The following is a 26,987-nucleotide window of genomic DNA, read 5'->3' as shown; positions in this document are numbered from 1 at the left end:
ATATTTTCCCTAATTTTGCACCACATAAACAATTAAGAATGCCACGTAGAGAACGAAATAAATTTGTAAAGAAGAATCAAGTTTTAGAATTAAAAATTGAAGATTACGCTTTTGGCGGAAAAGGGATTGCAAGAATCCAGTCTGATGAAGGTAGTTTTGTTATTTTTGTTCCGAATACCTTGCCTGGTCAATTAGTAAAAGCACAAATAAGTAAGTCTAGTAAAAACTATGCAGAAGCAAAGTTGATAGATGTTTTAGAACCATCTGAAGATGAGGTAGAAGTTCCTTATCAAGACATTCCTGGTGCGCCTTATATTCAATTACCTATAGATTTACAACATCAATATAAAAAAGAAAGTACTTTAACCTTATTTAAAAAAATTGGAAAAGTAGCTAATATCGAAGATCTATTTGATGAATTTGTAACCTCTCCAAACGTATTTCATTATAGAAATAAAATGGAATATGGTTTTTCTGCTATTGGATATGATAGAGTTACAAAAAGAGATAAAGATGAGTTTACATTAGGTTTTAAAAGACGTGGTGTTTGGTGGATGGGAGATAATTTAGAAAAAGATTCTGGCTTATTTGACAAGCAATTAGAAGACAATTTAAAAAACATTCGTCAATATTGTATAGACACTGGTTTAGAGCCTTGGCATGGTCCAAAAAAGACCGGTTTCTTTAGATACTTTGTTGTAAGAAAATCTTTTAAAACAGACGAATTATTATGTAATTTGGTAACTACTTCTCCTGAATTAGAGAATTTTGATTTACAGAAATTTGCTTCTTTTCTAAAGGATATTTTTGGAGATCGTTTAGCAGGTTTATTACATACTATTAATGATGAGACGGGCGATAGAACTATTGCAACAGCGGGTAGTTTAGACTTAGTGTATGGTAAAGATAAAATTGTAGAAGAATTATTAGGTTTGAATTTTGAAATCAGCATGAAAAGCTTTTTTCAAACGAACCCTAAATGTGCCGAAAAGTTATACTCAAAAGTTGTTGAATATGTTTTAGAAGATAAAACGAAGGTAGACAATACTGTGGTAATGGATTTATTCTGCGGAACAGGAACCATCGGTCAGATTGTAGCTTCTAAAAGTGAAAACGCAAAAATTGTTGGTGTAGATATCGTGGCTTCGGCTATAGAAGATGCTGAAAAAAATGCCAAAAGAAATAATATTGATGGCCTAAAATTTTATGCAGCAGATGTTGGTAAATTCTTAGTTGCACATCCAGAATATAAAGATAAAATAAAGACAATTATTTTAGATCCTGCAAGAGCAGGAATTGCGCCAAAAACATTACAAAAAATCATTAATCTAAATGCTGATAGAATGGTGTATGTTTCTTGTAACCCAGCAACTCAAGCTAGAGATACAGAACTGTTAGCAGAAGCTGGTTATTTTATTAAAAAGATTAGTTTGGTAGATCAATTCCCACATACTAGTCATATTGAAACAGTGGTTTTGTTTGAGAAGAAATAACTAAATTTCATAAACAATATATATTAAAAATCTCAGGTTAATAATTAACCTGAGATTTTTTAGTCTACATCAACTTGAAGATAATTCTAATTATAATTCACCACAATTTCTTTTCTATCCTTATACATCCTAAAATCTTTAAAAGTTTCGTTTATATCTAACTCAACGATATTAGAATGCGTTTCAACATTTAATAAAAACTCATTTTTAATTTCAACTTTTTTTATGTTTTTTCTAGACTTTGCTAAAAAACAAATCACTTTTGTATGATGATTTTCCGATTTTATAGTTAAAACTTGAGGTGTTATTTTTTCTCCATCAAATTTCCAACTCGATGTTTTATTCAAGTATGCACTAAAATCATCTTTAGTTACTTTAATACTTTTTGAAGCATCCAACTTTAAAAAGTTGAAGGTATCAAAATCAATTTCAAGCATTAAAACATGTCCTCTTTCAACAACATTAAAAGTGGCTGAAACAGCCTCATGAAAATCATTGGTATTGCCAAAGTTTAAAAAAGATAAAAATGTAATAATTAAAATTCTCATTTTACAATTATTTTAGAAGTCCCTACTAATTGTCCATCTATTGTAATCCTTAAAAGATAGACGCCTGCACTTATAATATTCTTAAATTCTATGACACCAATACCTGAATTTTGACTAATTAACTGCCCTTTCAAAGAAAACAATTCTGCCCTGTATTTTTCTACATGGGTGGATATTACAGAAAAACTGCCATTATTAGGATTTGAATTTACGTAGAAACCTAATTCATCTAACTCAGGTTTATCAATGCTTAAAGTAGACCCACAACTTTCATCTACACTCGTTGCTGGATCATCTATTGCAAAAGGGTTGATATTCGCATTGGTGTCATCACAATCATAAGCACTCACAAAGCCATCTGAATCTGCATCAACATCATTTAAAGCACCTGCACTGCTAATAAAACTATCATTAAAATTTCCTTTCATACATCTTGATATCTGCGGAAAATCTTGAGTTACTACATAATAATATTCAAAAGTTTCTTCACCTTGAGCGGTCGTTAACGTAACCGAAGCTTCAATTCCGTTACATTCATCTAAATCTCCTTTACCTGCTATATACCCAAAATCATTAGTGTATTTTCCTGAATAAGGCCCACAAGGAGCACTAATTCCATCTCCAGGTCTTAGACCACTTTTTAATTGAAAACTAGGAAGCATTTCTTTGACATTTCCATCCTTATCAGGGCCAAATCGATATAAAATAGGGAAACCATCTGAAGCCCAACCTACTTGTAAAAGTTCTGTTGGAATTGTATTTGTTGAAGAAATACCTGGTTTTAGTACCTCTACATAGCCAAACATATTTCCATGATAATGATAACCTGAATTCGGGTTTACATGAGCAGAAGCACAATCTAAAGCAACAAAATCTCTTCCATCCCCAATATTGGTTGTAGGTTCAAATACCCAATCCCAATTATATTGTCCAGTATTTGTGTTTTCAAAAATAAATGGTGTTGCAGGAGCTGGCATCATATAAACTCCATTTAAACTGATTCCAAAATAATTAACAGGTCTTCCGTTTGTTCTAGAGATACTAGTTGTTTCTCCAGATAACTTTGGTGCTAAATCAAAATTATACACTCTATAATAAGGTTCTGGAGTTCTAGGTGAAACATAGGAAAAATTATGATTTGGATAATTGTTAGAATACACAACTCTTTGGTCTCCTTCTACATATTCGTAATAAATACTAGGGCTTGTGGGTATATCAGTACAAGCAATATAGTCATAACTCAACACATCTGTAACACCACAAGTATCATTACAGTCGTCTAAAGTAGTTTCTGCTCCATTTTTAATTCCATCACTACAAGACCAATCAGTTCTTATTATTTGAGCTTCTTGTTGCAACATTGTTTTTATTGTTTCTTGCTCAGTTGTTAAGCTTCCTATTAAATTAGTTTCTTCTTTAAAATCATCAACAATATTATAAAACTCCTCCCCTCCATTTTCATCTTCAATTAACTTATAAGTAGCATTTCTAGTAGCCCAAGATTCTGTACCATTACTTTCATAATCCGTATAATTTATCTGTCTTCCTATTTGGTTTTCAAATATCAATGCAGGTTTTAAACTTAAACTATTCTCAGTTCCTCCGTTTAATTGCAGACCAGCTAACTCTAAAATTGTAGCATGTAAATCGGTTGTTTGCACAAGGCTTGCTTCTACTTCATTTACTCTTTCTACAGACTTCCCTGTAATAATCATAGGTACTCGAATTCCGCCTTCATATAAAGAAGACTTTACATGTCCATTGGGAAAATAATTATTTGCCTTCCCTGGAGTACCATTATCTCCAATAAAAATAATAACTGTATTTTCTAACGTCTCTTCATCCATACTTTTAAGAAGTCTATCAATTTCATAATCCAAAGACTCAACCATTGCTAAATAGGTAGTTCTATCATCTGTAGGCGAAGTTGTATACGTACCTTCTGGTGGTGTTTGAAAAGGAATATGTGGAGCAATATGCGCTAACCATAAAAACCATGGTTTCGTTTGATTGTCTATCCAGGATATTGCACTATTGGTTAAATGCGTCGTAATATATTCGTTTACTTGCTCTTCTTGTCCGTCTGAATTTAATTTTGTCCAATTATAATAATCATCAACCTGACTCGTAAATACGCCTTCATAAAAAGGTACTCCAGAATCTTCTGGATGACTGTAATTAGCACTACTATTTCCACCAATATGCCATTTACCAATAAGCCCCATACTATAATCTGTACTACTTTGTTCTTTTATTTTGGTAAATAAAGAAGTATGGCTGGCATCTAAAATTAAAGGGGGGCTCATCACTCCTGTTTTAATTCCGAATTTCCCACTCATAATTGCGGCACGAGTTGGCGAACATTGTGGTGCTGCCCAAACATTGGTAAAAGACACGCCTTTTTTTCTAAATGAGTCTAAAGTTGGTGTAACAGGTAAGTCTTCACTAACTCCAAATCCAGAAACAGCATCTATTCCTAAATCATCTGCAATTATTAATAATATGTTTGGTGATTGTTGTTGACTATAAATTGTTGTTTTGAAAAAAAACACTAATAGAATGGTTTTTAATATTCTCATATATTAATTGTTGTAGTTGATTAGAAAGTTGTAGTTGATTAGAAATAGTAATTAAAACTTATAAAATCACATTTCTAAATTTTAGACCAATTATTTTGAAAATGGTTTAATTGATCTTTTTTTTAGAGTTTGATAATAATGTAACGTTTTTAAAAACATCAATCTCTAAATAAAAAAAAGAATCCAAAGTTCTTACAAGAGAAAAGGGACAAAAGAAAAAACTTGACTATCACAATTACCTCTAGTTTTACTACAAAAATGTTAAATCCGTTCATAATTTCTAAAGAATTAAAGCTTATTTATGAAAATCAAACTATTTTAGCATCTTATAAAATCACAAATAATTATCTTTCGTTTTAAAATTCATTTTTTATGTACAAAACGAAATTATAATGAACCTTTTTATTAACATAAATCCTTTTTCACTATGAAAAAACTAACAGATTTCGAAATCAATAGAAAATTAGAAAAATTACAAGATTGGGATTATTATGACGATGCTTTGCATACAGATTTTGAGTTCGATAACTTTAAAGATTGTATGTCTGCAATGAATAGAATTGCATTTGAGTGTGAAGCTTTAAACCATCATCCAGAATGGACAAACATCTATAATACTTTAGATATTAAGTTGACCACACATGATGTAGATGGTGTTACAAAACTAGACTTTAAATTGGCTAAAGCCATCAATAAAATTGTAGAAGTTGAAGAATAGTATCTATAAAATAACAGTTATTTTAGTAATTGGTTTGCTTATAAACACCTCTTGTACTAAAGATGATTTCTGTCTACAAAACCCTGTTACTCCTAATTTGGTATTGCGTTTTTATGATGACACGAATAAGGAGTCTACAAAAGATGTGAGTACTTTATATGTTTGGGCAGAAGGGAAAGATACCATCGCAGATTTTAATGGTACTAGTTTAGACTCTATTTATATTCCTTTAAATAGTTTAACAACAGAAACAGTTTATAAACTTTCTAACGGAACAGATGTAGATACTTTTACCATAACTTATACTCCAAAAGAAGAATATGTATCTCGTTCTTGTGGATATAAAATTACTTTTAATGATGTTACTTTTTTTTCTGATAATACTTGGATAAAAGAATTTACACCATCAACATTAACAACACTAGACAATCAAAACACAGCACATGTACAAATATTTCATTAGCATCTGTTTCCTTTTTGTTTTTGTTAATGGGCAATCTCAAGAACAGAAAAAGGACACACTTATAAATGCTGAAAAAGATTCTATTGTCTATAAATCTAAATATGGATTAAGAGTTGGTGTGGACATTAGCAAACCCATTTTGGCACAATTTAATAGTTCTTATTCTGGATTAGAAATTGTAGGAGATTATAGAATTAAAAAAAACTTATACCTTGCTGCAGAAGTTGGTTTTGAAGAAGAAACAACTACTGAAGACTACACAAACTCTACCGTAAAAGGAAGTTATATAAGACTTGGTGTTAACTATAATGTCTACCAAAATTGGTTAGACATGAACAATGAAATCTTTATAGGAGCTCGTTATGGTTTTAGTATTTTCGATCAAACTTTAAACACTTACACACCCAACGTTAATTCAGTATATTTCCCTGCAGACGAAATAACCTCATCTGTATCGGCTACAGATTTAAATGTACATTGGACAGAGTTTATAATAGGTTTAAAAGTAGAAACCTTTAAAAACTTCTTTGTTTCTTTTAGCGGTTCTTACAAGATTGCTCTGAGTGTAAAAGAACCAGATAATTTTGAAACTCTTTACGCACCCGGCTTTAATAGAGTCTTTGATAGTGGTACAGGTTTCGGTTTTAACTACACACTTACGTACTTAATTCCTTTTAAGAAAAAGTAATTTTATTACAACTTAGTATTTTTTAGTAACTTTATCATCCTTATTTTTTAAACAAAACATCATGAATAAAATTCCTAGTGTAAATTTAGCAGACTTTTTATCTTCGGATAAAAACAAAAAACAACAATTTATTGATGAAATTGGTCATGCTTACGAAAACATAGGTTTTGTAGCTTTAAAAGGTCATTTTTTAGATGACAAATTAGTAGAAAGCTTATATACAGAAATTAAAAACTTTTTTGATTTACCTATAGAAACCAAAGAAAAATATGAAATTCCAGGTATTGGAGGACAACGTGGTTATGTTTCTTTTGGAAAAGAATCTGCGAAAGGAAAAAAAGAAGGAGATTTAAAAGAATTTTGGCATTTTGGTCAGTATGTAGACGCAGCTTCTAAATACGCTAAAGAATATCCAGATAATGTAACTGTAAACGAATTGGCTAACTTTAACGCAGTTGGTAAAGAAACGTATCAAATGTTAGAAAAAACAGCTAAATATGTTTTACGTTCTTTAGCCTTGCATTTAGGTTTAGAAGAAACGTATTTTGACAATTATATTAAAGACGGAAACAGTATTCTACGCCCAATCCATTACCCACCAATACAAACAGAACCTAAAGGAGCAGAAAGAGCTGCAGCCCACGGAGATATTAATTTAATTACCTTATTAATGGGGGCACAAGGTAAAGGATTACAAGTGCAAAACCATAAAGGAGATTGGATTGATGCGATGGCCGAACCAGACGAATTAATGATTAATGTTGGAGACATGTTATCTCGTCATAGTAATAACAAACTAAAATCGACCATTCACAGAGTTGTAAATCCACCAAAAGAAATGTGGGGAACATCACGCTATTCAATTCCATTTTTTATGCATCCTGTTTCTGATATGAAATTAGATGTTTTAGAAAACTGTATCGATGAAAACAACCCTAAACAATTTGAAGATATCACTGCGGGTGAATTTTTAGACGAAAGATTAAGAGAATTAGGATTAAAGAAATAATTTGCAGTTTTCAGTCTTCAGTTGGCAGTAACAAGTTAACTGAAGACTGAGAACTAAAGACTGAAGACTGAGAAAACATGGATTTCAAAGATCAATTAAAAAATTTATTTCCAGAGCATAAGGAAACTGTAGAACCTGTAAAAGAAAAATCGGATATTTGGTTACAAGACGATCCGATTATTTGCAAATACGAAAAACGTAAAGGAAAGCCAATTACTATTTTAGAAGGCTATACAGGTGCAACATCAGACTTTAAAAAACTTGCAAAAGAGATTAAAACCAAACTATCTGTTGGCGGTAGTTTTAAAGATGATAAAATTATTATTCAAGGTGACTTTAGAGATCAAATAATGACCATGCTAAAAGATAAAGGCTTTAAAGTGAAGCGAGTTGGTGGATAAAATTTAGTACTCTTACAATAAATAATTCCTGTAAACGTTATTAATAAATTATGAACTCGTCTATACTACATATTACAAATGGAGATAGTACTACAAACTATCTAAAAAAACTTCATTTCTCTGGAAGTTTTATTACTTGGAGAGAAATGTTATGTGAAGGAAAAACTACTGTAGATGTTGGCAGTGAAACTTTTTGGAAAAACAGGTTCGACTTTTTAAAAACTTCCTACAATATTAGCAAAAGGAAATTTATAGACTTTACTTTAAAAGAATATAGAACCCTTTGTAGTAAGAAGGAATCTAAAGAAATAGTCTTATGGTTTGATCACGACTTGTTCTGTCAAATTAATATGATTGCCGTTATTAGTTGGTTAAAAACCTATAGAAGTGGCTATCATATTTCTTTAGTAACTAATGGTAAAATAAAAGGAAATAAGAAACTAAAGAGTTTGTCTGATCTTACTGAAAATCAAATTCAGCAACATTATAAAAACAGAATAGATTTATCTCAAGATGATATTGAGTACGCAGACTATATTTGGCAACTATACTGCTCAGACAGTCCGCTTAGATTAGAAACGGTCTACAAATTCAATCCTATGTCTCCTTTTACTTATCTAGTAGAAGCTTTAGAAGCACACTTACAAAGATTTCCTTCCATTAAAAATGGATTAAATAAAGTTGAAAATACTATTTTAGAAACTGCAAACACACAACAATTTTCTTCTAAAAATCAATTAGTACAGCAATTACTAAAAACACAAACTGTTTATGGTTTGGGAGATTTACAGTACGAACATCATATAGAACAACTTCAAAAATTATTTACCTCTTTCGATCCGGTAAAATTATCTAGAAAAGGAAAAAAAGTATTAGAAAACCAGCTAAATTTTTATGGCGAACTTCGCAATGAAAATTCGTATCTTGGTGGAGCAAAAAAATATAGTTTTCTTTACAATCATCAATCAGAAAAACTATTACAAATTACATCTTAAATGTCTATAAAACAATCTGAACTTATCTTAAATCCGGATGGAAGTATTTATCATCTAAATTTAAGACCAGAACATATTGCCACAAATATAATTTTTGTTGGCGATCAAGATAGAGTCGATAAAATCTCAAAACATTTTGATTCTATCGAGTTTACTACTCAAAAACGCGAATTTAAAACAACTACTGGTACTTACAAGAACAAACAATTTTCAGTTATCTCTACCGGAATCGGTCCAGATAATATAGATATTGTTTTAAATGAATTGGATGCACTTGTAAATATCGATCTTAAAACAAGAAAACCTAAAGAGAATTTAACATCTTTAAATATTGTAAGAATAGGAACTTCAGGTTCTTTACAGGATGATATTCCGGTTGATTCTTTTGTAATTGGTTCTCACGGGTTAGATTTAAATGGGTTGCTTCACTCCTATCAAATTGATGCTATTTCTAATCCAGAAATTGAAGATGCTTTTGTAAAGCATACCAATTGGAGTGCTAAAAAGTCATATCCTATTGTTATTGAAAATAGTAAAGAATTAGAAGACAGATTAAAATCTGATAAAACGCATCAAGGTATTACAGCTACTGCTGGAGGTTTTTACGGGCCTCAGGGTAGAATTTTACGTTTAGCGATACAAGACAATGAACTAAACCATAAAATTGATAGTTTTAGTTTTAACCAACATAGAATTACCAATTTAGAAATGGAAACCTCAGCTATTTATGGTTTATCTAAACTTTTAGGTCACAAAGCTTGTTCTATTAATGCAATTATAGCTAATAGAGCCAATGGATCTTTTAGTGAAAACCCAGGAAAAGTAGTTGCCGATTTAATAGAATATACACTTGAAAAATTAGTTAAGTAGATGACAAACCTTACAATTGGCGGAGTTCCAGAACATTTTAATTATCCTTGGTATTTAACTTTAAAAAACAAAGAATACAAAAAACACAACATCAATCTACGTTGGCAAGATTTCCCTGGCGGAACAGGCGCCATGTGTAAAGCTTTACGTGCTGGTGATGTAGATATTGCTATTGTTTTAACCGAAGGAATTATTAAAGATATTGCAGACGGAAACCCTTCTAAGATTGTACAGACATTTGTAAAATCTCCATTAATTTGGGGAATTCATGTAGGCGCAAAATCATCTTTTAAAAATATTGAAGACTTAGAGCATGCAACCATTGCCATTAGTAGATTTGGTTCTGGTTCTCATTTAATGGCTATCGTAAACGCATACAACCAAGGTTGGGATATTGCAAATTTAAAATTTAAAGTAATTGGTAATTTACAAGGTGGAATTGATGCTTTAACCAACGGAGAAGCAGACTATTTTATGTGGGAACATTTTACCACAAAACCCTTAGTAGACAATGGTACTTTTAGGTTAATTGACGACTGCCCCACTCCTTGGCCATGTTTTGTAATTGCAGTTAGAGATGAAGTTTTAGAAAATAATTTTGAAGAAGTTAAAAAAGTTTTAGACATTATTAATGGCAAAACAAAAGACTTTAAAAAAATTGATGCTATTGATAAAATTCTGGCAGCTAGGTACGAGCAGCAATTAGAAGACATCCAGCAATGGTTAAAAATTACTGAATGGAATGACGGAAAACCTATTTCTAAAAATAAAATTACACGCATACAAAATAAAATGGTACAGTTTAACGTTATTGAAGAGAAGAAAAATTCGAGCAATTTCATAAAAAATATGTACATTTAGCACGAAAAACCATTATCTATGAAAAAAGTAATATTTATTGCAGTTTGTATTTTAGGAATCCTTTGTTTTTCTTCTTGTAGAAGTACCTCAAAATCTTGCGGTTTAGCAGATAACACCACAACTATTCAAACAACCTTAAAGCAAGTAGATTTAACTTAAAATCTAATTGTTTCTTAATTTCAAATTCAATGAATCCGCGTTTACTGCGGATTTTTTTTACTCTAAACCGCTACGCCTCTTAATAGTTAGCTAACTATTCGTAAACTTTTTCATAAAGTTTATCTTACCTTTTTTTCATTTTTATTTTACGTTTACAACACATTCTCTTTTTATGTTTGAAAGAACTTAGAAATAAGATAATTGTTTACATATATTTAGAAAATCATTTTCTTCATAAACTTGTTTACACAAGAAACAATTCTTTTTCTTTTTATGAAACAAAATGAAAAAACAAAAAAAACGAAAGTTAGATTATGTTGTAATTTCAGATGTACATTTAGGTACTTATGGTTGTAGAGCAAAAGAATTATTAAATTACTTAAAAACAATTCAGCCAAAAGTTCTTATTCTTAATGGTGACATTATAGACATATGGCAATTTAACAAACGTTATTTCCCAAAGTCTCATATGAATGTAATTAAACACATTACTTCTCTCCTTTCTAAAGGAACAACCATTTATTACATTACCGGAAACCATGATGAAATGCTTCGAAAATTTAAAGGTTTTCAATTAGGAAACTTTAAAATTTTAAACAAACTCGTTTTAAACATTGATGATAAAAAAGCATGGATTTTTCATGGAGATGTTTTTGATATCACCATGAAACATTCTAAGTGGTTAGCAAAATTAGGCGGAAAAGGCTACGATTTTTTAATTCTAATAAACACCTTTATAAATTGGATTAGTAAACTCTTTGGTTACGGAAAGTTATCACTTTCTAAAAAGATAAAAAACAGTGTAAAAAGTGCCGTTAAGTTTATTGACAATTTTGAAAAAACAGCTTCAGACATTGCCATTGAAAATGAGTATAACTATGTAATATGCGGACATATTCATCAACCAGAAATTAGAGAAATTGAAAACCAAAAAGGAAAAACAACCTATCTAAACTCTGGAGATTGGATTGAAAATTTAACGGCTTTAGAATACAAAAATCGCAAATGGAGTTTATATGAATACGCAAATGATGAAATAGCTCAAAACACCGACAAGAAACTTAGTAAAAATGAGCTAAAGAATGCAAATAAAGAAGAAAAGAACAATTTTCTTTTTGAAGAGTTACTGAAAGAATTTGATATTCAAAAACCCTTAAAATAATTAATCATGAAAATATTATATGCCATTCAGGGTACAGGAAACGGCCATATCACTAGAGCTAAAGAAATTATACCAATTCTTCAAGAAAAAGGAGATTTAGATATTTTAATTAGTGGAAATGAGAGTAATTTAGATATGGGTTTCGACATAAAATACAAACTCCATGGCTTAAATTTCACTTTCGGGAAAAAAGGAGGTATTGACTTTTGGGAAAGCTACAAAAAAATGAAATTAACTCGTTTTTATAATGAAATTAAAAACTTTCCCATAAAAAAGTACAACTTAATAGTTAACGATTTTGAGCCTGTTTCTGCTTGGGCCGCAAAGATAAATAATATAAACATTGTATCTTTAAGTCACCAAAACGCAGTTTTAGATATTGCTTCTCCAAAATATGGAAAACACAAAATAGAAAAACTAATTTTAAAACACTACGCACCTGCAAGTCTTCGGTTTGGTTTTCATTTTAAACCTTATAGTTCTGCTATTTTTACACCGATTATAAGAAAAAGTATTCGAGCTAAAAAAATAAGCAACAAAGGGCATATAACAGTTTATTTACCATCTTATAATGTGGCTAAAATTGTAGAGGTCTTATCTAAAATACCTATTATAAAATGGCATATTTTTTCTAAGGAAAATAAACGTTTAATCTTTAAAAAAAACATTACCATTTACCCAATTAACGAATTCGATTTTATAAAAAGTATGGCTTCTTCTGCAGGAGTTCTTTGTGGGGCAGGTTTTGAGACACCTTCTGAAGCTTTATTTTTAAAGAAAAAGTTAATGGTAATTCCTATGAAAAATCAATATGAACAACAATGTAATGCTTTAGCACTAAAAAAAATGGGGGTTTCTGTATTAAAAAAATTAAATAAAAAACAAGTTCTTAAAATAGCCAAATGGATTCAGAGTGATGTTTTTATCCCAGTAGATTACCCAGACACAACAGAAGACATTTTAGATGCTATTTTATTACCTTATGAAAACCAAACTGCTTTCCCTACCATTCTATCGTAGGTTTATCTAAGTTCTTTAAAATGGCATTAGTTTTAGAGAAATGTTTGCAACCAAACCAACCTCTCCAAGCGCCTAAAGGAGACGGATGTGGAGCGGTAAAAATAGTATGTTTTTCTAAATTTATTAATTTTATTTTACTCTCTGCAAATTTACCCCAAAGTAAAAAAACAACGTTTTCTTTTTCTTCAGAAATGCTTTTAATAACAGCATCTGTAAAGTCTTCCCATCCTTTTTTCTGATGACTTCCGGCCTCATGTGCTCTTACCGTTAAAGTCGCATTTAATAATAAAACACCTTGTTTTGCCCATTTTTCTAGATTCCCACTTTGTGGAATTTCTTGGTCTAAATCTGTTGCAATTTCTTTAAAAATATTTTTTAATGAAGGTGGTTGTTTCATTCCGTCTTTTACAGAAAAACACAATCCGTTTGCCTGTCCTTCATCATGATAAGGATCTTGCCCAATAATAACTACTTTTAAATCATCTAAAGAACAAAAGTTAAACGCAGCAAAAATATCTTCTTGCTTCGGAAAACATTGGTGATTTTCATATTCTAATGTTACAAAATTTGTTAATTCTTTAAAGTAAGGTTTATGAAATTCTGATTCTAAAAGAGGTTGCCAACTTTTGGTAAGTATTGTATTCATAACAACAAAAATACTTCTTTTATTAGAATAAACTAAATAGACGCTTCCTTTAACCAACCCCTTATTTACTCTAATGCACTATCAGAAACAACTCAAAAACGCTTAGCTTTATACGTCTTTTAACTATTAAAAAACAATGTTTTACCTCTTTTACTCCGCTAAAAACAAGTCTTAACTTAAAAAAAATCAACTTTATGAAACTAAAACTACTTTCTCTTACTTTTTTGTTTATTTCTAGTACAATTTTTAGCCAGATTGTAAATATCCCAGATACTGAATTTAAACAAGCTCTTCTAAACTACTCACCAAGTATAGATACTAATAATGATAATGAAATACAGGTATCCGAAGCCGCTGCTGTTACGGAATTAATTATTTCTGGCTATCAAGGTTTTGAAATTATGGGGTTTTTAGAAGGCGGTCTTTCAGATTTTACAGGAATAGAAGCTTTTGTTAATTTAACCTCTTTAACATGTAGTAATAATGATTTAACTAGTTTAGACCTATCTGCATTATCTCATCTAACATATTTGGATTGTGCTTCAAATATTAATTATAATGATTTTAGTGGAATGTCCATAGGTATTTCAACACTTATACTTCCGAATACAGGAACATTAACAACATTAAATACTTCTTATAATAACTTATCTACCTTAGACCTTTCTAATCAAACGGCATTAACATCTGTAATCACAAATAATAATGTATTAACAAATTTAAGCATAACAAATACACCTCTATTAGAAAGTTTAAAATGTGAATATAATCAACTTACATCATTAAACACCTCATCCTCTTTAGCCTTAACGAACCTAGAATGTTTTCAAAATCAGATTACAAGTTTAGATGCTACAAACAACACCTCCCTAATCACCTTAAAAAGTTATAACAATAACTTAACTAGTTTAACACTACCTTCTTCTAATACATTAACTCATTTACATTCTTGGAGTAATAGTATTACCAGTTTAAATGCTTCTATTTCCACAGGTTTAATAGAAATCTCTGTATATTCTAATTCTTTAACTAATTTATCAGTACCTGCTAGTACTACTTTAACAAAACTGTCATGTAATCAAAATAACTTAACAACTTTAGATACATCCATGGCTACAGGCTTAGTTACTTTAAACACCTCTAACAACGCATTAACAAGTTTAACTTTACCAGTATCATCATCTTTAAAAACTTTAAACTGCAGCATTAATCAATTAGCAACTTTAGATACCTCCGTATCAACTGGACTAACCTCTATAAACGCTGCCAATAATTTATTAACAAGTTTAACCTTACCTTCTACAGCTACTTTAGTAACATTAATATGTAGCAATAACCAATTAACAACGTTAGACACAAGTTTAAACACAGGGTTAATTACTATAATTTGTAGTGATAACGCTATAAATTCTTTAGACGTAAGCTTAAATACAAGCTTGTCTAACCTTTCTTGTAGTAACAATAACTTAACAACCATAAATACATTATCTAACACTTCTTTATCTACCCTTGGTTGTAATGGAAATCAAATAACAAGTTTAGATACTACAACAAGTACAACATTAAATAATCTATATTGTACAGGTAACCTTTTAACAGATTTAGATTTATCAAGTTTTACAAATTTAAATGCTTTACACTGTAACTCTAATCCTAATTTAAGCAGTTTAAATCTTAAAAATGGAAATACATCTAGCATTTCTAGTAATAATTTAGTGGCAAATAACAATCCAAATTTATTTTCTATTTGTGTTGATGATGCTACCGTTGCTGCAGGAATCTATGCAAACATAGATTCGCAAACCAACTTTACAGAATATTGTTCTTTTGTGCCTGTAAATTCTAATACAATAACTGGTACAGTATCTTTTGATTTTAATAATGATGGTTGTGATGCTGCAGATACAAAATCTGTAAATACTAGAATTAACAGTACAAGTACCAATGTTAGTGCGGCTGCTTTTAGTGCTGTAGATGGCACCTACACAATTTATATTAATGACACTTCTGTAACAACTGAATTAATACCAAACTTCCCTTCATATTTTACAGCAACTCCAACTACACAAACCACCAATTTTACGGGTTCTGGAAACACAGAAACTATCGATTTTTGTATTACAGCAAATACTCAAATAGACGACGTAGAAATATATTCTTTTACAACATCGGAATCTAGACCAGGTTTTGATACGCAATTAAGAGTGTTCTACAGAAATAATGGTTCTACAATTATTCCGTCCGGAGCGGTTACTTTAAATTTTAATGAAAATCAAGAAACATTTAATAATGCGAGTACCACTCCAGACACTCAAACAAGTAATTCTTTAACTTGGAATTATACAAACCTTCTACCTTTTCAAGAAAGTTATATTGACGTCTACTTTACAATAAATACACCTACAGACCCTATAAACCCGGTAAATGGAGGAGATACAATTACCTACACCACCTCTATTACACCTTTAACAGGTGATGCAACACCAACAGATAACACTCATATTTTTTCTGATATTATTGTAAATGCTTACGACCCCAATGATGTGGTTTGTTTTGAAGGTGATAAAATTAGTACCTCACAAGTACCAGATGATTTAACGTATAGAGTTCGTTTTCAAAATACAGGTACCGCATCTGCAATAAATATTGTAGTAAAAGACATTATTGATGCAGGTTTAGACATGGCTACTTTTCAACCAATTGCAGCTAGTCATTCTTACAGAACTGCAATTACCAACTCAAATAAAGTAGAATTTATTTTTGAAAACATACAATTGGCAGATAGTACCAGTAATGAACCTGCTAGTCATGGTTGGTTATTTTATAAAATAAAACCAAAAAGCACTGCAGTTATTGGTGATACTTTTAATACCACTGCAAATATTTATTTCGATTATAATGCGCCTGTAATAACAAATACATACAATACTACAGTTTCTCTAGAAACTACGATTCCTGATAACAATTTTGAAATGGCATTAATAAATGCTGGTTTAGATAAAGGAACTCCAGATAGCAAAGTGTTTACAGACAATATAAATATTATATCTAATTTAGATATTTCCAGTAAAAATATTTCAGACTTAACGGGTATAAACGATTTTACAGCCTTAACTACTTTAAATGTTAGCTATAATAACCTTACAAATTTAGATGTAAGTGCACATACTTTATTAACCTCTTTAGATATACAGTCTAATGCGCTAACTTCTTTAAATGTAAAAAACGGAAATAACGCTCTTTTTACACTCTTTAATGCAATTAACAATCCCAGTTTAACTTGTATAGAGGTTGATAATGCTACTTGGAGTGCAGACAATTGGACAAATATTGATACAACATCAAACTTTGTGAATAATCAGGCTGAATGTACTGCATTAAGTACTGATGTATATAATACTCTTGAGTTTTCTTTATATCCAAACCCAACTAACGGAAAAATGAATATTATCACTTTAGAGAAGTCTGAATTATTCATTTACTCGATTACTGGAAAAGAAATTAAAAAAAGAGACGTAAACATCGGTAAGAATATAATTTCTAATTTAAATTTATCAAAAGGGATTTACTTCTTTAAACTGATAAGCAAAGAAAAATCATCTACTAAAAAAGTGATTGTAAATTAATCACTCTCTAAAACATCCTTGAAAAAGAGAAATTAGATTTTCAATATTAAAACTCCATATTCTTTAAAAAATCATATGGAGTTTTTCTTTCCTTTAATGAAAACCAACTTATCTTAAATGAGCTCATCATTTATACAAATAACACCTTATAAAAGACTTAAAAATAAATACTTTGATGCATCTCTGGTCATGTAGTCGAATTATTAACTAAAGTAATTGGTAGAAATACTAGATTAAAAAACTGTAAAAATGTATCCAAAGCTATTAGAATATCAAAACATTACTATTTATACGTATGCAATTTGTATTGTTTTTGGTACACTATTAGCCATTTTATATACAAAATGGCAAACTAAAAAAAGACTAAATCTCGTTTTACCAAACATCTTTTTTTATTTAATTTTTATTGCTGGTTATGTTGGTGGAAAATTATTTTTATTCTTTGAAAGACCTATTTATTACATACAAAACCCAAAAAATATATTCAGTATTTTTTCTGGTGGATTTGTTTTTTATGGTTCTTTTATTTGCATAATATTATTTACTTTTTGGTATTTAAAAAAACATGAAATAACCATTTTACCTTTAATGGATATTCTAGCTATTACCACAACCATTGTACATGCAATTGGTAGAATGGGTTGCTTTTTTGCAGGTTGTTGTTATGGAAAACCAACAAATTCTATTCTCGGAATTAGTTTTCCAAGTACAAATTCGGTAACCGTCCATCCTACTCAATTATACGAAGTATTTTCTATTCTAATAATTATGAGCTTGCTTTTTATTATCAGAAAAAACAAGAAATTTGATGGACAAGTATTTCTTTCATACATCATATTATATGGAATTGCAAGAAGTCTGTTAGAGCTTTTTAGAGGAGATTCAAGAGGTTTTATTATACAAGATTACCTTTCACATTCTCAATTTATTGCATTTATTTTTATAAGTATAACAACTTATTTATATCTCAAATTAAAATCAAAAACAATAACACTTTAAAACTAAAATCATGAAAAAATTATTAAAAAACACATTACCTTTTGTATTATTAATTACTGCTGTACTTATCATTGGTGCTGGTTGTGGTGATGGACTTTCACCAACACCTTCAGGTGATATTTGTGATAATGCCGACACTACAATAGAAACTGCATTATCTGATTTAAGTAATAAATCTATGGATTTACAGGTACATGAATATGTATTTACAACTAGTGAGCCAGGTAGTATTTGTGCTATAGGTTATCAAAGTTTTGCACAAACTACACCATACGCTGTAGATAATAGTGCTGTGAGTTATGAAATAGAAATTGTAGGTGGACCAACCATTAGTAGTACCTTTTCTAATTCGAGTATAGAATATATTTCTCTTACAACTCCTTATGAAATTGTACCAGGTGTAAATTATACAATTAAAAGAACTGGTGGCGATGGTTTAAATACTTCTAATGGTCATACTGCAGCTGTTACATTTCCTTTTACTAGTAGCAACTTTACTTTTGTGAGCTCTAATTTTGTAGATACTGGAAGTAATGGAGGTGGTCCTGTTGCTAATAATGGTATACCTAAAATTTATTTCACCTTTACTACGGACTAATTTTTTTAATTAAATAAACGGGGGTTAATTCTAACACTCGTTTATTAGTACTATTATAAATGGCAATAATACTAACTTACCTAAAAAAACATTTTTCTGAAGATTATAAAATTACTACCTATTTACTATTTTTCTTATTTTTAGGAATTATAATTTACCTAAATCATACCACAAATATTCCTACATTATTTTTTAGACAGCATCATGATTCAACTTATATATATGGGTATTACTTTTTATTTTTTGGTTTTGCATACTATTCAACAATTGCAATAATTGCAACCACAAAGACCGATTTTGGTTTTCTTAAAAAATCATCCTTTTGGATTACAAGTTTATTTGCAATTCTATTGGTTAGTATTCGGTTTGGATTTTTAGATCATTACAGTTGGATTCAAGAAAATATAGCGCCTAAAAAAGTAGGTTTTTATACAAAGGTAATTGCTAGAACTATTCGCTTTATAATGTTTTCAATCGGAATTATTGTTTTCTATAAATTGATTGAAAAACACAATGAAAATTTTTATGGTTTTTCATTTAAAAAAGTGAAATGGAAACCATATTTATTGTTACTATTAATTGCTTTTCCTTTTATTGTTTTTGCATCTTATCAACCAAGTTTTTTAAGGCAATATCCTTCAATTGGAAATACAGGAACTTTTATAAATAAATGGTTTGCTTTAGTAATATACGAGCCAATATATTTATTAGATTTTATTTCTATTGAATGGTTTTTTAGAGGTTTTTTAATATTAGGAATGGTAAAAAACTTAGGATCTAAAGCAATTCTACCAATGGTAGCCTTGTATGTTTTTTTTCATATAGGCAAACCTACCGGAGAAATTATAGGTTCTGCTTTTGGTGGTTATGTATTAGGCGTAATTTCTATGTATAGCAAATCTATAATAGGCGGAATCGTAATTCATATAGGTGTCGCACTTCTAATGGATGCAATGGCTATACTTCAAAACATTGATCGTTTTTTTTAAATATATTAAAAAGAATATTCTTTATAGAACATACTATAATGATAAGAAATCCCTTATAAATAACGAAAAGGATAATTGTATCTTTGATAAACAAAAATAAAACTTGAAATTTTTAAAACTACATATCACTTTATTTATAATTATGTTATGGAGTTTTTCCTATTCTCAACAGTACACAAATATTACTGTAAAGGATGGCTTACCTAGCAATCATATTTATAAAATTGTACAAGATGCTTATGGTTTTATTTGGTTTGCTACAGACAAAGGGTTAGTAAAATACAATGGTAACACCTTAAAAAATTTTACGACAAGAAAAGGTTTGTCTACCAATGATATATGGGGAATTCATCCAACACCAGATGGTAATTTATGGTATTTATCTAAAACATCTAAATTAGGCTATATAAAAAATGATAGTGTTTATGCTTTTGAAAGTGAAGTCAAAAATGAAATATTTACACCGAATTATACCAGTCAAATAGACAACCAAGTTATACTAACCAGCAATTCTAGATCACATGAATTAATCAATAATAAATGGAAATTAGTATTAAAAAAAACTTCCTTAAAAAAGTTAACACCTGTATATATTAAACACCCAACTATTTCTTGTTATGAGACTAGTACTAATTTAGATACTATAAAATTAACCTACAAAAACGGAAATATAAAAAAGGTACCTAATCTTAAAAATATTTTAACAACCATCCATTATAGAGGCCAAATAACAGATAGCTTGTTTTATTGGACAGCAGATAAATATTATTCAATATTAAACTTAAATACGTTAAAACTATATAAACGCAATTTTGAAGATGAAGTAGGTATCAATAAATCTCAACACACCAGAATACATCTCATTAACAATCAAATTCAGATTACAGGAAGAGGATTTGTAGGTGTTTTAGATGCTAATTATCACATTACAAAAACAGTTTTAATTCCTAAAAAATTAGATGCACATTTTGCAATGATTGATAAAAAAGAAACGGTTTGGATTGCTACTTTTTTAAATGGTGTATACAAACTTAGTAAATCTAAAAGAAATATTAAATATGCTTTTCAACACGAAAAGATTCTTAAAACCAACAAAATAAACGATACCATAATTGCAAATATTTATAACAAAGGTTTTTTCAAATATCAAACTGACAAAAAAGATTTTATACCGTTTATTAAACAAAATAATTACATTTTTAGTTCTAATTATATAGACTCCTTACAAACAGCGTTCTATATTTCGGAAAACAAAATTATACGTAAAAAAAACACTAAAGACACCGAGGAGTTTAATTTTACAGAATTCCCTTATTATAAAAATCAAACTGCTAGAAACTTAATTTATTTTAACAAGTATTTATATGGCGATTTTACTGTAGGAATTAATAAAATTGATACAAACAACCTGAAAATTCTTAAAGTTTATCCCCAACTAGGAATTACCAATTTAATGGTTTTTAATGATCGATTATTGGTTGCAACCACAAATGGTTTAAAGCAAATTAAAAATGAAGAAATAAGTGAAGTTACTTTTAATAAACAAATATTTTCTAAATCTATTTTAAGTGTTACAAAAGTATCTAAAACCCATATATTATTAAATACAGATGGCTTTGGATCCTTTATTACCGATTTGAATAACATATATCAATTACCAAAATCAGAATTTTTAATTGTGAATAATGCTTTTGTGGAGAATAAAAATATTTGGTTGGCAAGTAACTCCGGTATTTTTAAATATGTTTTAAATGATCATAAATATACTTTAGAAAAACAATTAACAATCGCCAACGGCATTCCTTCTCAACAAGTTAATGATATTTTTATTCATAAAAATGAGCTTATTGTAAGTACAAATAATGGAATTGCTATTTTGCCCAAAAAACAAGAAAACGTCAATCAGTTATTAGATATTTATATCGATAAATTAACGTACAACAACCAAACAATAACTGAAAATAATAATACTTTTAAATACTTAGAGAACAACAACATTAGTATTGCCGTTTCTAGGATAGATTTTTCTGAGAACAATACTCACTTTACTTATAATTACAAATTAGAACCACTGCAAAGTGATTGGAAAACGACAGAAACAACCAATATTAATTTTAATGATTTACAGCCCAATACCTATATTTTAAAAATTGAATCACAAGATTTTAAACAAAAAATTGAATTTACAATCACTCCTTTATGGCATCAAACATTTTGGTTTAAAGCCATCGTTCTTTTAACTTTAACAACTTTGTTTTTTAGAGCTGTTTGGTATTTAAGTAAACGAAACCAACAGCAAAAAAGTAAAAAGCTTTTTCAAGAAAAACAACTTTCTGAGATTCAATTAAAAGCACTTCGCTCGCAAATGAATCCGCATTTTGTTTTCAACTCTTTAGCAGCTATTCAATATTTTATTAATGAAAATAATTTTGAAGCCTCAGAAAAATATTTGGTTAAATTTTCGAAACTAATTAGACGTTTTTTCGAACTTTCTAAAGAAACGACTATCACATTAACAGAAGAAATAAAACTGCTCAGCAATTATTTAGAAATAGAAAAACTACGCTTTAGAGAAAAACTAGAATATCAAATTAATATTGATGATGCTATTGATCTCAGAAAAACTAAAATACCAACGATGTTGTTACAACCTATTGTAGAAAATGCTGTAAACCATGGAATTTTTAATAAATTTGATACAGGAACCGTTACCATCAACCTTAAAAAAGTAGATGCTTTTACTTATAAAGTTTTAATTATTGATGATGGTGTTGGATTTGTAAACACTAAATCGAAAAGTAAAAAAATAAAATCTTCTAGCGTTTTACAACAACGTTTAACGTATTTAAACAACTTAGAAGAATGGAAAATCTTGTATTTTACAGAAGAATTACACCCTAAAAACGACGAAAAAGGAAACATATCTACTTTTATAATTAAAAGCAAATAAGATGAATACAATCACTGCTATTATTGTTGATGATGAAATTTCTAACCTAAAAGGATTGGAGAAAAAGATGGCCAATTTGTTTCCAGATATAACCATCATTGGTACCTACCAAAAACCAGAAGAAGCAATTTCCAACATCAAAAAACAACAACCTGATATTTTATTTTTGGATGTAGAAATGCCCCGAATTGATGGTTTTGAATTGTTATCTGAATTAAGAGAAATCAATTTTCAAGTAATTTTTGTCACCGCCTTTAGCGAATATGCTATAGAAGCTTTTAAAAAATGTGCTATTGGTTATATCTTAAAACCAATAGATGATGATGATTTAATAAAAGCTGTTCATAAAGCAAAAGAAAGTATCAATTTAAAACACGAGAACGAAAAAAATACAAACCTTTTACAGTTTATTGCAGAAACAAATTCTAACTCAAACAAATTAATTATACCAACTATTAAAGGTGTTTCTTTTATTCCTCAAAAAGAAGTGATACATATAGAAGGATTTGACGGTTATACCAAGATTCATCTTATAGACAACACAGAAATCGTAAGCTCTTATAATATAGGGAAGTATGAAAAGATGATGAATAACTTCTTCTACAAATGCCATAAATCTCACATTATAAACCTAGAAAAAGTGCGTCATTTTGAGAATGAAGGATATATTGTATTAGAGAACAAAAAAAGAGTGCCAGTTTCTAAAACCAAACGAAAAGAATTTATAGATTTGTGTTCGCAATAAAATCGACTTTTTTTGAACAATAATATATCATCCAAGACATTACAAGATTTAGAATTTTCTACAGTTTTACAACATGTTGCAGAACATTGTATTTCTGGTTTGGGTAAAGAACAGGTTACTGAAATTGAACCTATCATTAATAAAAAAGCACTTTTTAAAGAGTTGTATTTGGTAAACGAATACGTTTCTTCTTTTGAAAGTGAAAATAGAATTCCTAACCATAGTTTCGATAATATTACAGAAAATGTAAAACGTTTGGCTATAGAAAATAGCTTTGTAGAAACCGATGCATTTTTAAAAATTGCCACTACTTCTTTAACTGTAAACGAATTGATTAAGTTTTTCAAGAAATTTAATGTGCAATTCCCTACTTTTTTCGAGCTTTCACAAGAAATTGAATTCACCACTTTTATAGATGATGAAATCAAAAAAATTATTGATATTTCTGGTGAAGTAAAAAATAACGCTTCAGACGCTTTAAGACAAATAAGAAAAGACATTAATAATGTACGTGGAAAAATTGGTGCGAGTTTTTCTAGTGCTTTATCTAGAGCAATTTCTGCGGGTCATTTAGATGATATCAAAGAAACTGTTGTAGACAATCAGCGTGTATTAGCAGTTTCTGCAATGCATAGAAAAAAGGTTGCTGGTAGTTTATTAGGTTCTTCAAAATCTGGTAACATTGTTTATATTGCGCCACAAGCAACACTTGCATACTCTAGAGAATATCAAAATTTAATTTATGATGAAAAGCAAGAAATTGTAAAGATTTTACGTGCATTATCTGCTACTGTTCGTCCTTATGTTTATTTATTAGAAGAATACCTTTCTTTTTTAATCCATATTGATGTAGTTGGAGCAAAAGCAAAATACGCCGTAGAAATGAATGCCGTTTTGCCTAAAATTTCTAGAGAAAAAAAGATCTATTTTAAGAACGCATATCATCCCATATTATGGAGAAAAAATAAAAAACAAGATTTACCTACCATTTCTCAAAGTATAGAACTGAACGAAAAACAGCAAATTATTGTTATTTCGGGTCCTAATGCTGGTGGAAAAAGTATCACTTTAAAAACCATTGGTTTATTGCAAATAATGCTGCAAAGTGGTATTTTAATTCCTGTTGATGAGCGCAGTCAAACGTATATTTTCGATACCGTTCTAACTGATATCGGAGACAATCAATCCATAGAAAATCAACTTAGTACGTATAGTTATCGTTTAAAAAACATGCGTAATTTTTTACGTAAATGTGGCGCAAACACCTTATTTTTAATTGATGAATTTGGTACTGGTTCAGATCCTGAATTAGGTGGTGCTTTGGCTGAAATTTTCTTAGAAGAGTTTTATTATAAAAAAGCATTCGGAATTATAACTACCCACTACTCCAACTTAAAAGTTTTAGCCAACGAATTAGAGAATGTTACCAATGCAAATATGCAGTTTGATGAACGTACTTTAGAACCGCTTTATAGGTTATTTATAGGGCAAGCAGGTAGTTCTTTTACGTTTGAAGTTGCTCAGAAAAACGGAATTCCGTTTAGTATTATAAATAAAGCTAAAAAACGTGTTGAGACAGAGAAAGTACGTTTAGATAAAACGATTTCTAAGCTTCAAAAAGAACGTAATAGATTGCAAAAACATTCTGATAATTTAGAACAACAAAAATTTAAAGGGCAAGAACATTTAGATAATTTACAGGAAAAAGAACAACGTGTTCAAGATAAATTATCTGGTTTTCAAGAATTATATGATCAAAATCAAAGAATGCTTTCTTTAGGTAGAAAAACAAATGAACTGCTTAATAAATACTTTCAAACCAATAATAAAAAGGAATTAAATACTAATTTTAATAAATGGGTTGCAGATTTAAAGGTAAAACAAGTAATGAAAAAACCTTTGGCACCTAAAACCAAAGCGCAAAAACAAAAAGCTAAAGTTGCAGAAAAACAACAGCAAGAAATTATTAAAAAAGTAGAAAAAGAAGTATTACAAAAAGTTGTAGAAGTTAGAAAAGAAAAGAAAATAGAAGAAGCTAAAATAGCCAAAGAAAAATCTGAGTACATTTATCAAATTGATGATAGTGTAAAAGTTATTGGCTCGAACTCTGTAGGTACAATCGATAAAATTGATAAGAAAAAAGTAACTATTAATTATGGTTTCTTTACCACAAAAACAACTACAGACAAACTAGAGTTAGTAAAACGAGCTAAAAAAACAAAATAATAACATACATTTTAAAACTAAAAAAGGTTCGCAAATTGCGAACCTTTATATATATATGTACTTTTTGTCTCGTTGCGTAAAGAAGAATAACTTGTTTAAAGTTTTAAAACCTCAATAAATTCTCAACTGTGCTCTAACGGATATAAATAATCCTAAATATTTTTAGCTAACCAGTCTCCTACTTCTTGTGTTCCATAAGATTTTCCTCCGTCTGCTAAATCTTCTGTTACAAAACCTGCTTCTAAAGCTTTATTAACAGCCGCTCTAATTGCTTTCCCTTCTTCTTGTAAACCAAAGTTTTCAAACATCATTGCTGCAGATAAAACAGTAGCCATTGGGTTTGCTATATTTAAACCTGTTGCTTGCGGATAAGAACCGTGGATTGGCTCAAATAAAGCATTTTCAGTTCCTACAGATGCACTTGGCATTAATCCCATAGAACCAGAAATTACAGAAGCTTCATCCGTTAAAATGTCTCCAAATAAGTTTTCAGTAATTAGTACGTCATAACTATTTGGCCATTGTACCAAACGCATTGCAACTGCATCTACAAATTCATAAGAAACTTCAACTTCTGGATAATCTTTTTCCATAGCCTGTACCGTTTCTCTCCATAAACGAGATGTTTCTAAAACGTTTGCTTTATCTACACAACATAATTTCTTAGAACGAGTCATTGCCAATTCAAAACCTTTTACAGCCAATCTTTGAACCTCAGCTCTTGTGTACACACAATTATCAAATGCAGTTTCTCCCTCGTCTCTTCTACCTTTTTCACCAAAGTAAATCCCTCCAGTTAATTCACGTAAAAAAACCAAATCAGTTCCTTCTATTCTTTCTCTTTTTAAAGGAGATTTATCTAACAAAGAAGGAAACGTAAACGTTGGTCTTACATTGGCAAACAAACCTAATTTTTTACGCATTTTTAACAAACCTTGTTCTGGACGAACCGTTGCAGAAGGATCATTATCATACTTAGGATGCCCAATTGCACCAAATAAAACAGCATCTGAAGCGACACAAATATCATGTGTTGCATCTGGATAAGGTTCTCCAACTGCATCAATAGCAGCAGCACCGGTTAAAGCTGGATTCCAAGTAATTTCGTGGTTAAATTTCTTAGCAATTGCATCAGATACTTTTACTGCTTGATCAATTACTTCAGGTCCTATTCCGTCTCCTGCTAATAATGCGATATTTAATTTCATGTGTTTAAGCTTTTAGCTGTTCGCTATTGGCCGT

23 protein-coding genes are annotated in these 26,987 nt (G+C 29.8%); 19 read left to right on the top strand and 4 right to left on the bottom strand.

Annotated elements, in window-relative coordinates; all coding sequences use genetic code 11:
• Window positions 1–38: 38 nt before the first annotated feature.
• A complete protein-coding gene (rlmD, locus tag H0I29_RS12550; RefSeq protein WP_218752618.1) occupies window positions 39–1,493 on the top strand; it encodes a 23S rRNA (uracil(1939)-C(5))-methyltransferase RlmD in 1,455 nt (484 codons plus the stop codon).
• An 86-nt stretch (window positions 1,494–1,579) separates the two neighbouring features.
• Here the strand turns inward: rlmD and H0I29_RS12545 are convergent, their stop codons facing one another.
• The gene (locus H0I29_RS12545; protein WP_218752617.1) at window positions 1,580–2,041 is read right to left on the bottom strand and encodes a DUF6702 family protein; all 462 of its coding nucleotides are present in this window, start codon (window positions 2,039–2,041) and stop codon (window positions 1,580–1,582) included.
• Window positions 2,038–4,620 (bottom strand): sulfatase-like hydrolase/transferase, encoded by a 2,583-nt coding sequence (locus tag H0I29_RS12540; RefSeq protein ID WP_218752616.1) that lies wholly within the window; start codon window positions 4,618–4,620, stop codon window positions 2,038–2,040. Before H0I29_RS12540 ends, H0I29_RS12545 begins: the two co-directional genes overlap by 4 nt.
• Window positions 4,621–5,047: 427 nt before the next feature.
• On the opposite strand from H0I29_RS12540, the gene H0I29_RS12535 reads away from it, so the two are divergent.
• The 11 genes from H0I29_RS12535 (at window position 5,048) to H0I29_RS12485 (ending at window position 12,966) form a co-directional block, all read left to right on the top strand.
• Window positions 5,048–5,338 (top strand): 4a-hydroxytetrahydrobiopterin dehydratase, encoded by a 291-nt coding sequence (locus H0I29_RS12535; RefSeq protein ID WP_218752615.1) that lies wholly within the window; start codon window positions 5,048–5,050, stop codon window positions 5,336–5,338.
• Window positions 5,328–5,801: a DUF6452 family protein gene (locus H0I29_RS12530; protein WP_254712623.1), complete on the top strand. Its 474-nt coding sequence runs from the start codon at window positions 5,328–5,330 to the stop codon at window positions 5,799–5,801. The genes H0I29_RS12535 and H0I29_RS12530 overlap by 11 nt, the downstream gene beginning before the upstream one ends.
• The gene (locus H0I29_RS12525) at window positions 5,782–6,489 is read left to right on the top strand and encodes a DUF6048 family protein (RefSeq protein ID WP_218733010.1); all 708 of its coding nucleotides are present in this window, start codon (window positions 5,782–5,784) and stop codon (window positions 6,487–6,489) included. Before H0I29_RS12530 ends, H0I29_RS12525 begins: the two co-directional genes overlap by 20 nt.
• A 61-nt stretch (window positions 6,490–6,550) precedes the next feature.
• Window positions 6,551–7,498 (top strand): isopenicillin N synthase family oxygenase, encoded by a 948-nt coding sequence (locus tag H0I29_RS12520; RefSeq protein ID WP_218752614.1) that lies wholly within the window; start codon window positions 6,551–6,553, stop codon window positions 7,496–7,498.
• Between the two features lie 77 nt (window positions 7,499–7,575).
• Window positions 7,576–7,899: a translation initiation factor gene (locus tag H0I29_RS12515; RefSeq protein ID WP_165730137.1), complete on the top strand. Its 324-nt coding sequence runs from the start codon at window positions 7,576–7,578 to the stop codon at window positions 7,897–7,899.
• Window positions 7,900–7,949: 50 nt separating this feature from the next.
• Complete coding sequence (locus tag H0I29_RS12510) at window positions 7,950–8,894, top strand: DUF1835 domain-containing protein (protein ID WP_218752613.1); 945 nt, start codon at window positions 7,950–7,952, stop codon at window positions 8,892–8,894.
• The gene (locus H0I29_RS12505) at window positions 8,895–9,764 is read left to right on the top strand and encodes a nucleoside phosphorylase (protein WP_218752612.1); all 870 of its coding nucleotides are present in this window, start codon (window positions 8,895–8,897) and stop codon (window positions 9,762–9,764) included.
• Complete coding sequence (locus H0I29_RS12500; protein ID WP_218733006.1) at window positions 9,765–10,625, top strand: substrate-binding domain-containing protein; 861 nt, start codon at window positions 9,765–9,767, stop codon at window positions 10,623–10,625. It abuts the gene before it with no gap.
• An 18-nt stretch (window positions 10,626–10,643) separates the two neighbouring features.
• Window positions 10,644–10,784, top strand: a complete 141-nt coding sequence (locus tag H0I29_RS12495; protein WP_218733005.1) for a hypothetical protein — start codon at window positions 10,644–10,646, stop codon at window positions 10,782–10,784.
• A 283-nt stretch (window positions 10,785–11,067) separates the two neighbouring features.
• Window positions 11,068–11,946 (top strand): UDP-2,3-diacylglucosamine diphosphatase, encoded by an 879-nt coding sequence (locus H0I29_RS12490; RefSeq protein WP_218752611.1) that lies wholly within the window; start codon window positions 11,068–11,070, stop codon window positions 11,944–11,946.
• 6 nt (window positions 11,947–11,952) lie between these two features.
• On the top strand, window positions 11,953–12,966 hold the full coding sequence (locus H0I29_RS12485; RefSeq protein ID WP_218752610.1) for a glycosyltransferase family protein: 1,014 nt from the start codon (window positions 11,953–11,955) through the stop codon (window positions 12,964–12,966).
• On the opposite strand, the gene ung is transcribed toward H0I29_RS12485, so the two are convergent.
• Entirely contained in the window at window positions 12,950–13,612 is a 663-nt protein-coding gene (ung, locus tag H0I29_RS12480; protein ID WP_218752608.1) for a uracil-DNA glycosylase, read from the bottom strand. The genes H0I29_RS12485 and ung overlap by 17 nt on opposite strands.
• A gap of 194 nt (window positions 13,613–13,806) precedes the next feature.
• Here ung and H0I29_RS12475 point away from each other — a divergent pair, with 194 nt between their 5' ends.
• From H0I29_RS12475 to H0I29_RS12445, 7 genes are all read left to right on the top strand, one after another.
• Complete coding sequence (locus tag H0I29_RS12475) at window positions 13,807–17,238, top strand: T9SS type A sorting domain-containing protein (protein WP_218752606.1); 3,432 nt, start codon at window positions 13,807–13,809, stop codon at window positions 17,236–17,238.
• A gap of 249 nt (window positions 17,239–17,487) precedes the next feature.
• On the top strand, window positions 17,488–18,237 hold the full coding sequence (locus H0I29_RS12470) for a prolipoprotein diacylglyceryl transferase (protein WP_218733000.1): 750 nt from the start codon (window positions 17,488–17,490) through the stop codon (window positions 18,235–18,237).
• A 10-nt stretch (window positions 18,238–18,247) separates the two neighbouring features.
• Window positions 18,248–18,835, top strand: coding sequence for a hypothetical protein (locus H0I29_RS12465; RefSeq protein WP_218752604.1), 588 nt, complete (start codon window positions 18,248–18,250; stop codon window positions 18,833–18,835).
• A gap of 59 nt (window positions 18,836–18,894) precedes the next feature.
• Window positions 18,895–19,824 (top strand): CPBP family glutamic-type intramembrane protease, encoded by a 930-nt coding sequence (locus tag H0I29_RS12460; protein WP_218752602.1) that lies wholly within the window; start codon window positions 18,895–18,897, stop codon window positions 19,822–19,824.
• A gap of 103 nt (window positions 19,825–19,927) precedes the next feature.
• Window positions 19,928–22,774 (top strand): histidine kinase, encoded by a 2,847-nt coding sequence (locus H0I29_RS12455; RefSeq protein WP_218752600.1) that lies wholly within the window; start codon window positions 19,928–19,930, stop codon window positions 22,772–22,774.
• A 1-nt stretch (window position 22,775) separates the two neighbouring features.
• Complete coding sequence (locus tag H0I29_RS12450) at window positions 22,776–23,519, top strand: LytTR family DNA-binding domain-containing protein (RefSeq protein ID WP_218752598.1); 744 nt, start codon at window positions 22,776–22,778, stop codon at window positions 23,517–23,519.
• 12 nt (window positions 23,520–23,531) lie between these two features.
• Window positions 23,532–25,745 (top strand): DNA mismatch repair protein MutS, encoded by a 2,214-nt coding sequence (locus H0I29_RS12445; RefSeq protein ID WP_218752596.1) that lies wholly within the window; start codon window positions 23,532–23,534, stop codon window positions 25,743–25,745.
• Between the two features lie 152 nt (window positions 25,746–25,897).
• Here the strand turns inward: H0I29_RS12445 and leuB are convergent, their stop codons facing one another.
• On the bottom strand, window positions 25,898–26,953 hold the full coding sequence (gene leuB / locus H0I29_RS12440; RefSeq protein ID WP_218732994.1) for a 3-isopropylmalate dehydrogenase: 1,056 nt from the start codon (window positions 26,951–26,953) through the stop codon (window positions 25,898–25,900).
• Between the last annotated feature and the right edge of the window lie 34 nt (window positions 26,954–26,987).

The sequence above is a fragment of the Polaribacter sp. R2A056_3_33 genome, assembly GCF_019278485.1.
Classification (GTDB): Bacteria; Bacteroidota; Bacteroidia; order Flavobacteriales; family Flavobacteriaceae; genus Polaribacter.
The sequence above is the reverse complement of the archived record's forward strand: the minus strand, read 5'-3'. Positions and strand labels throughout refer to the sequence as shown.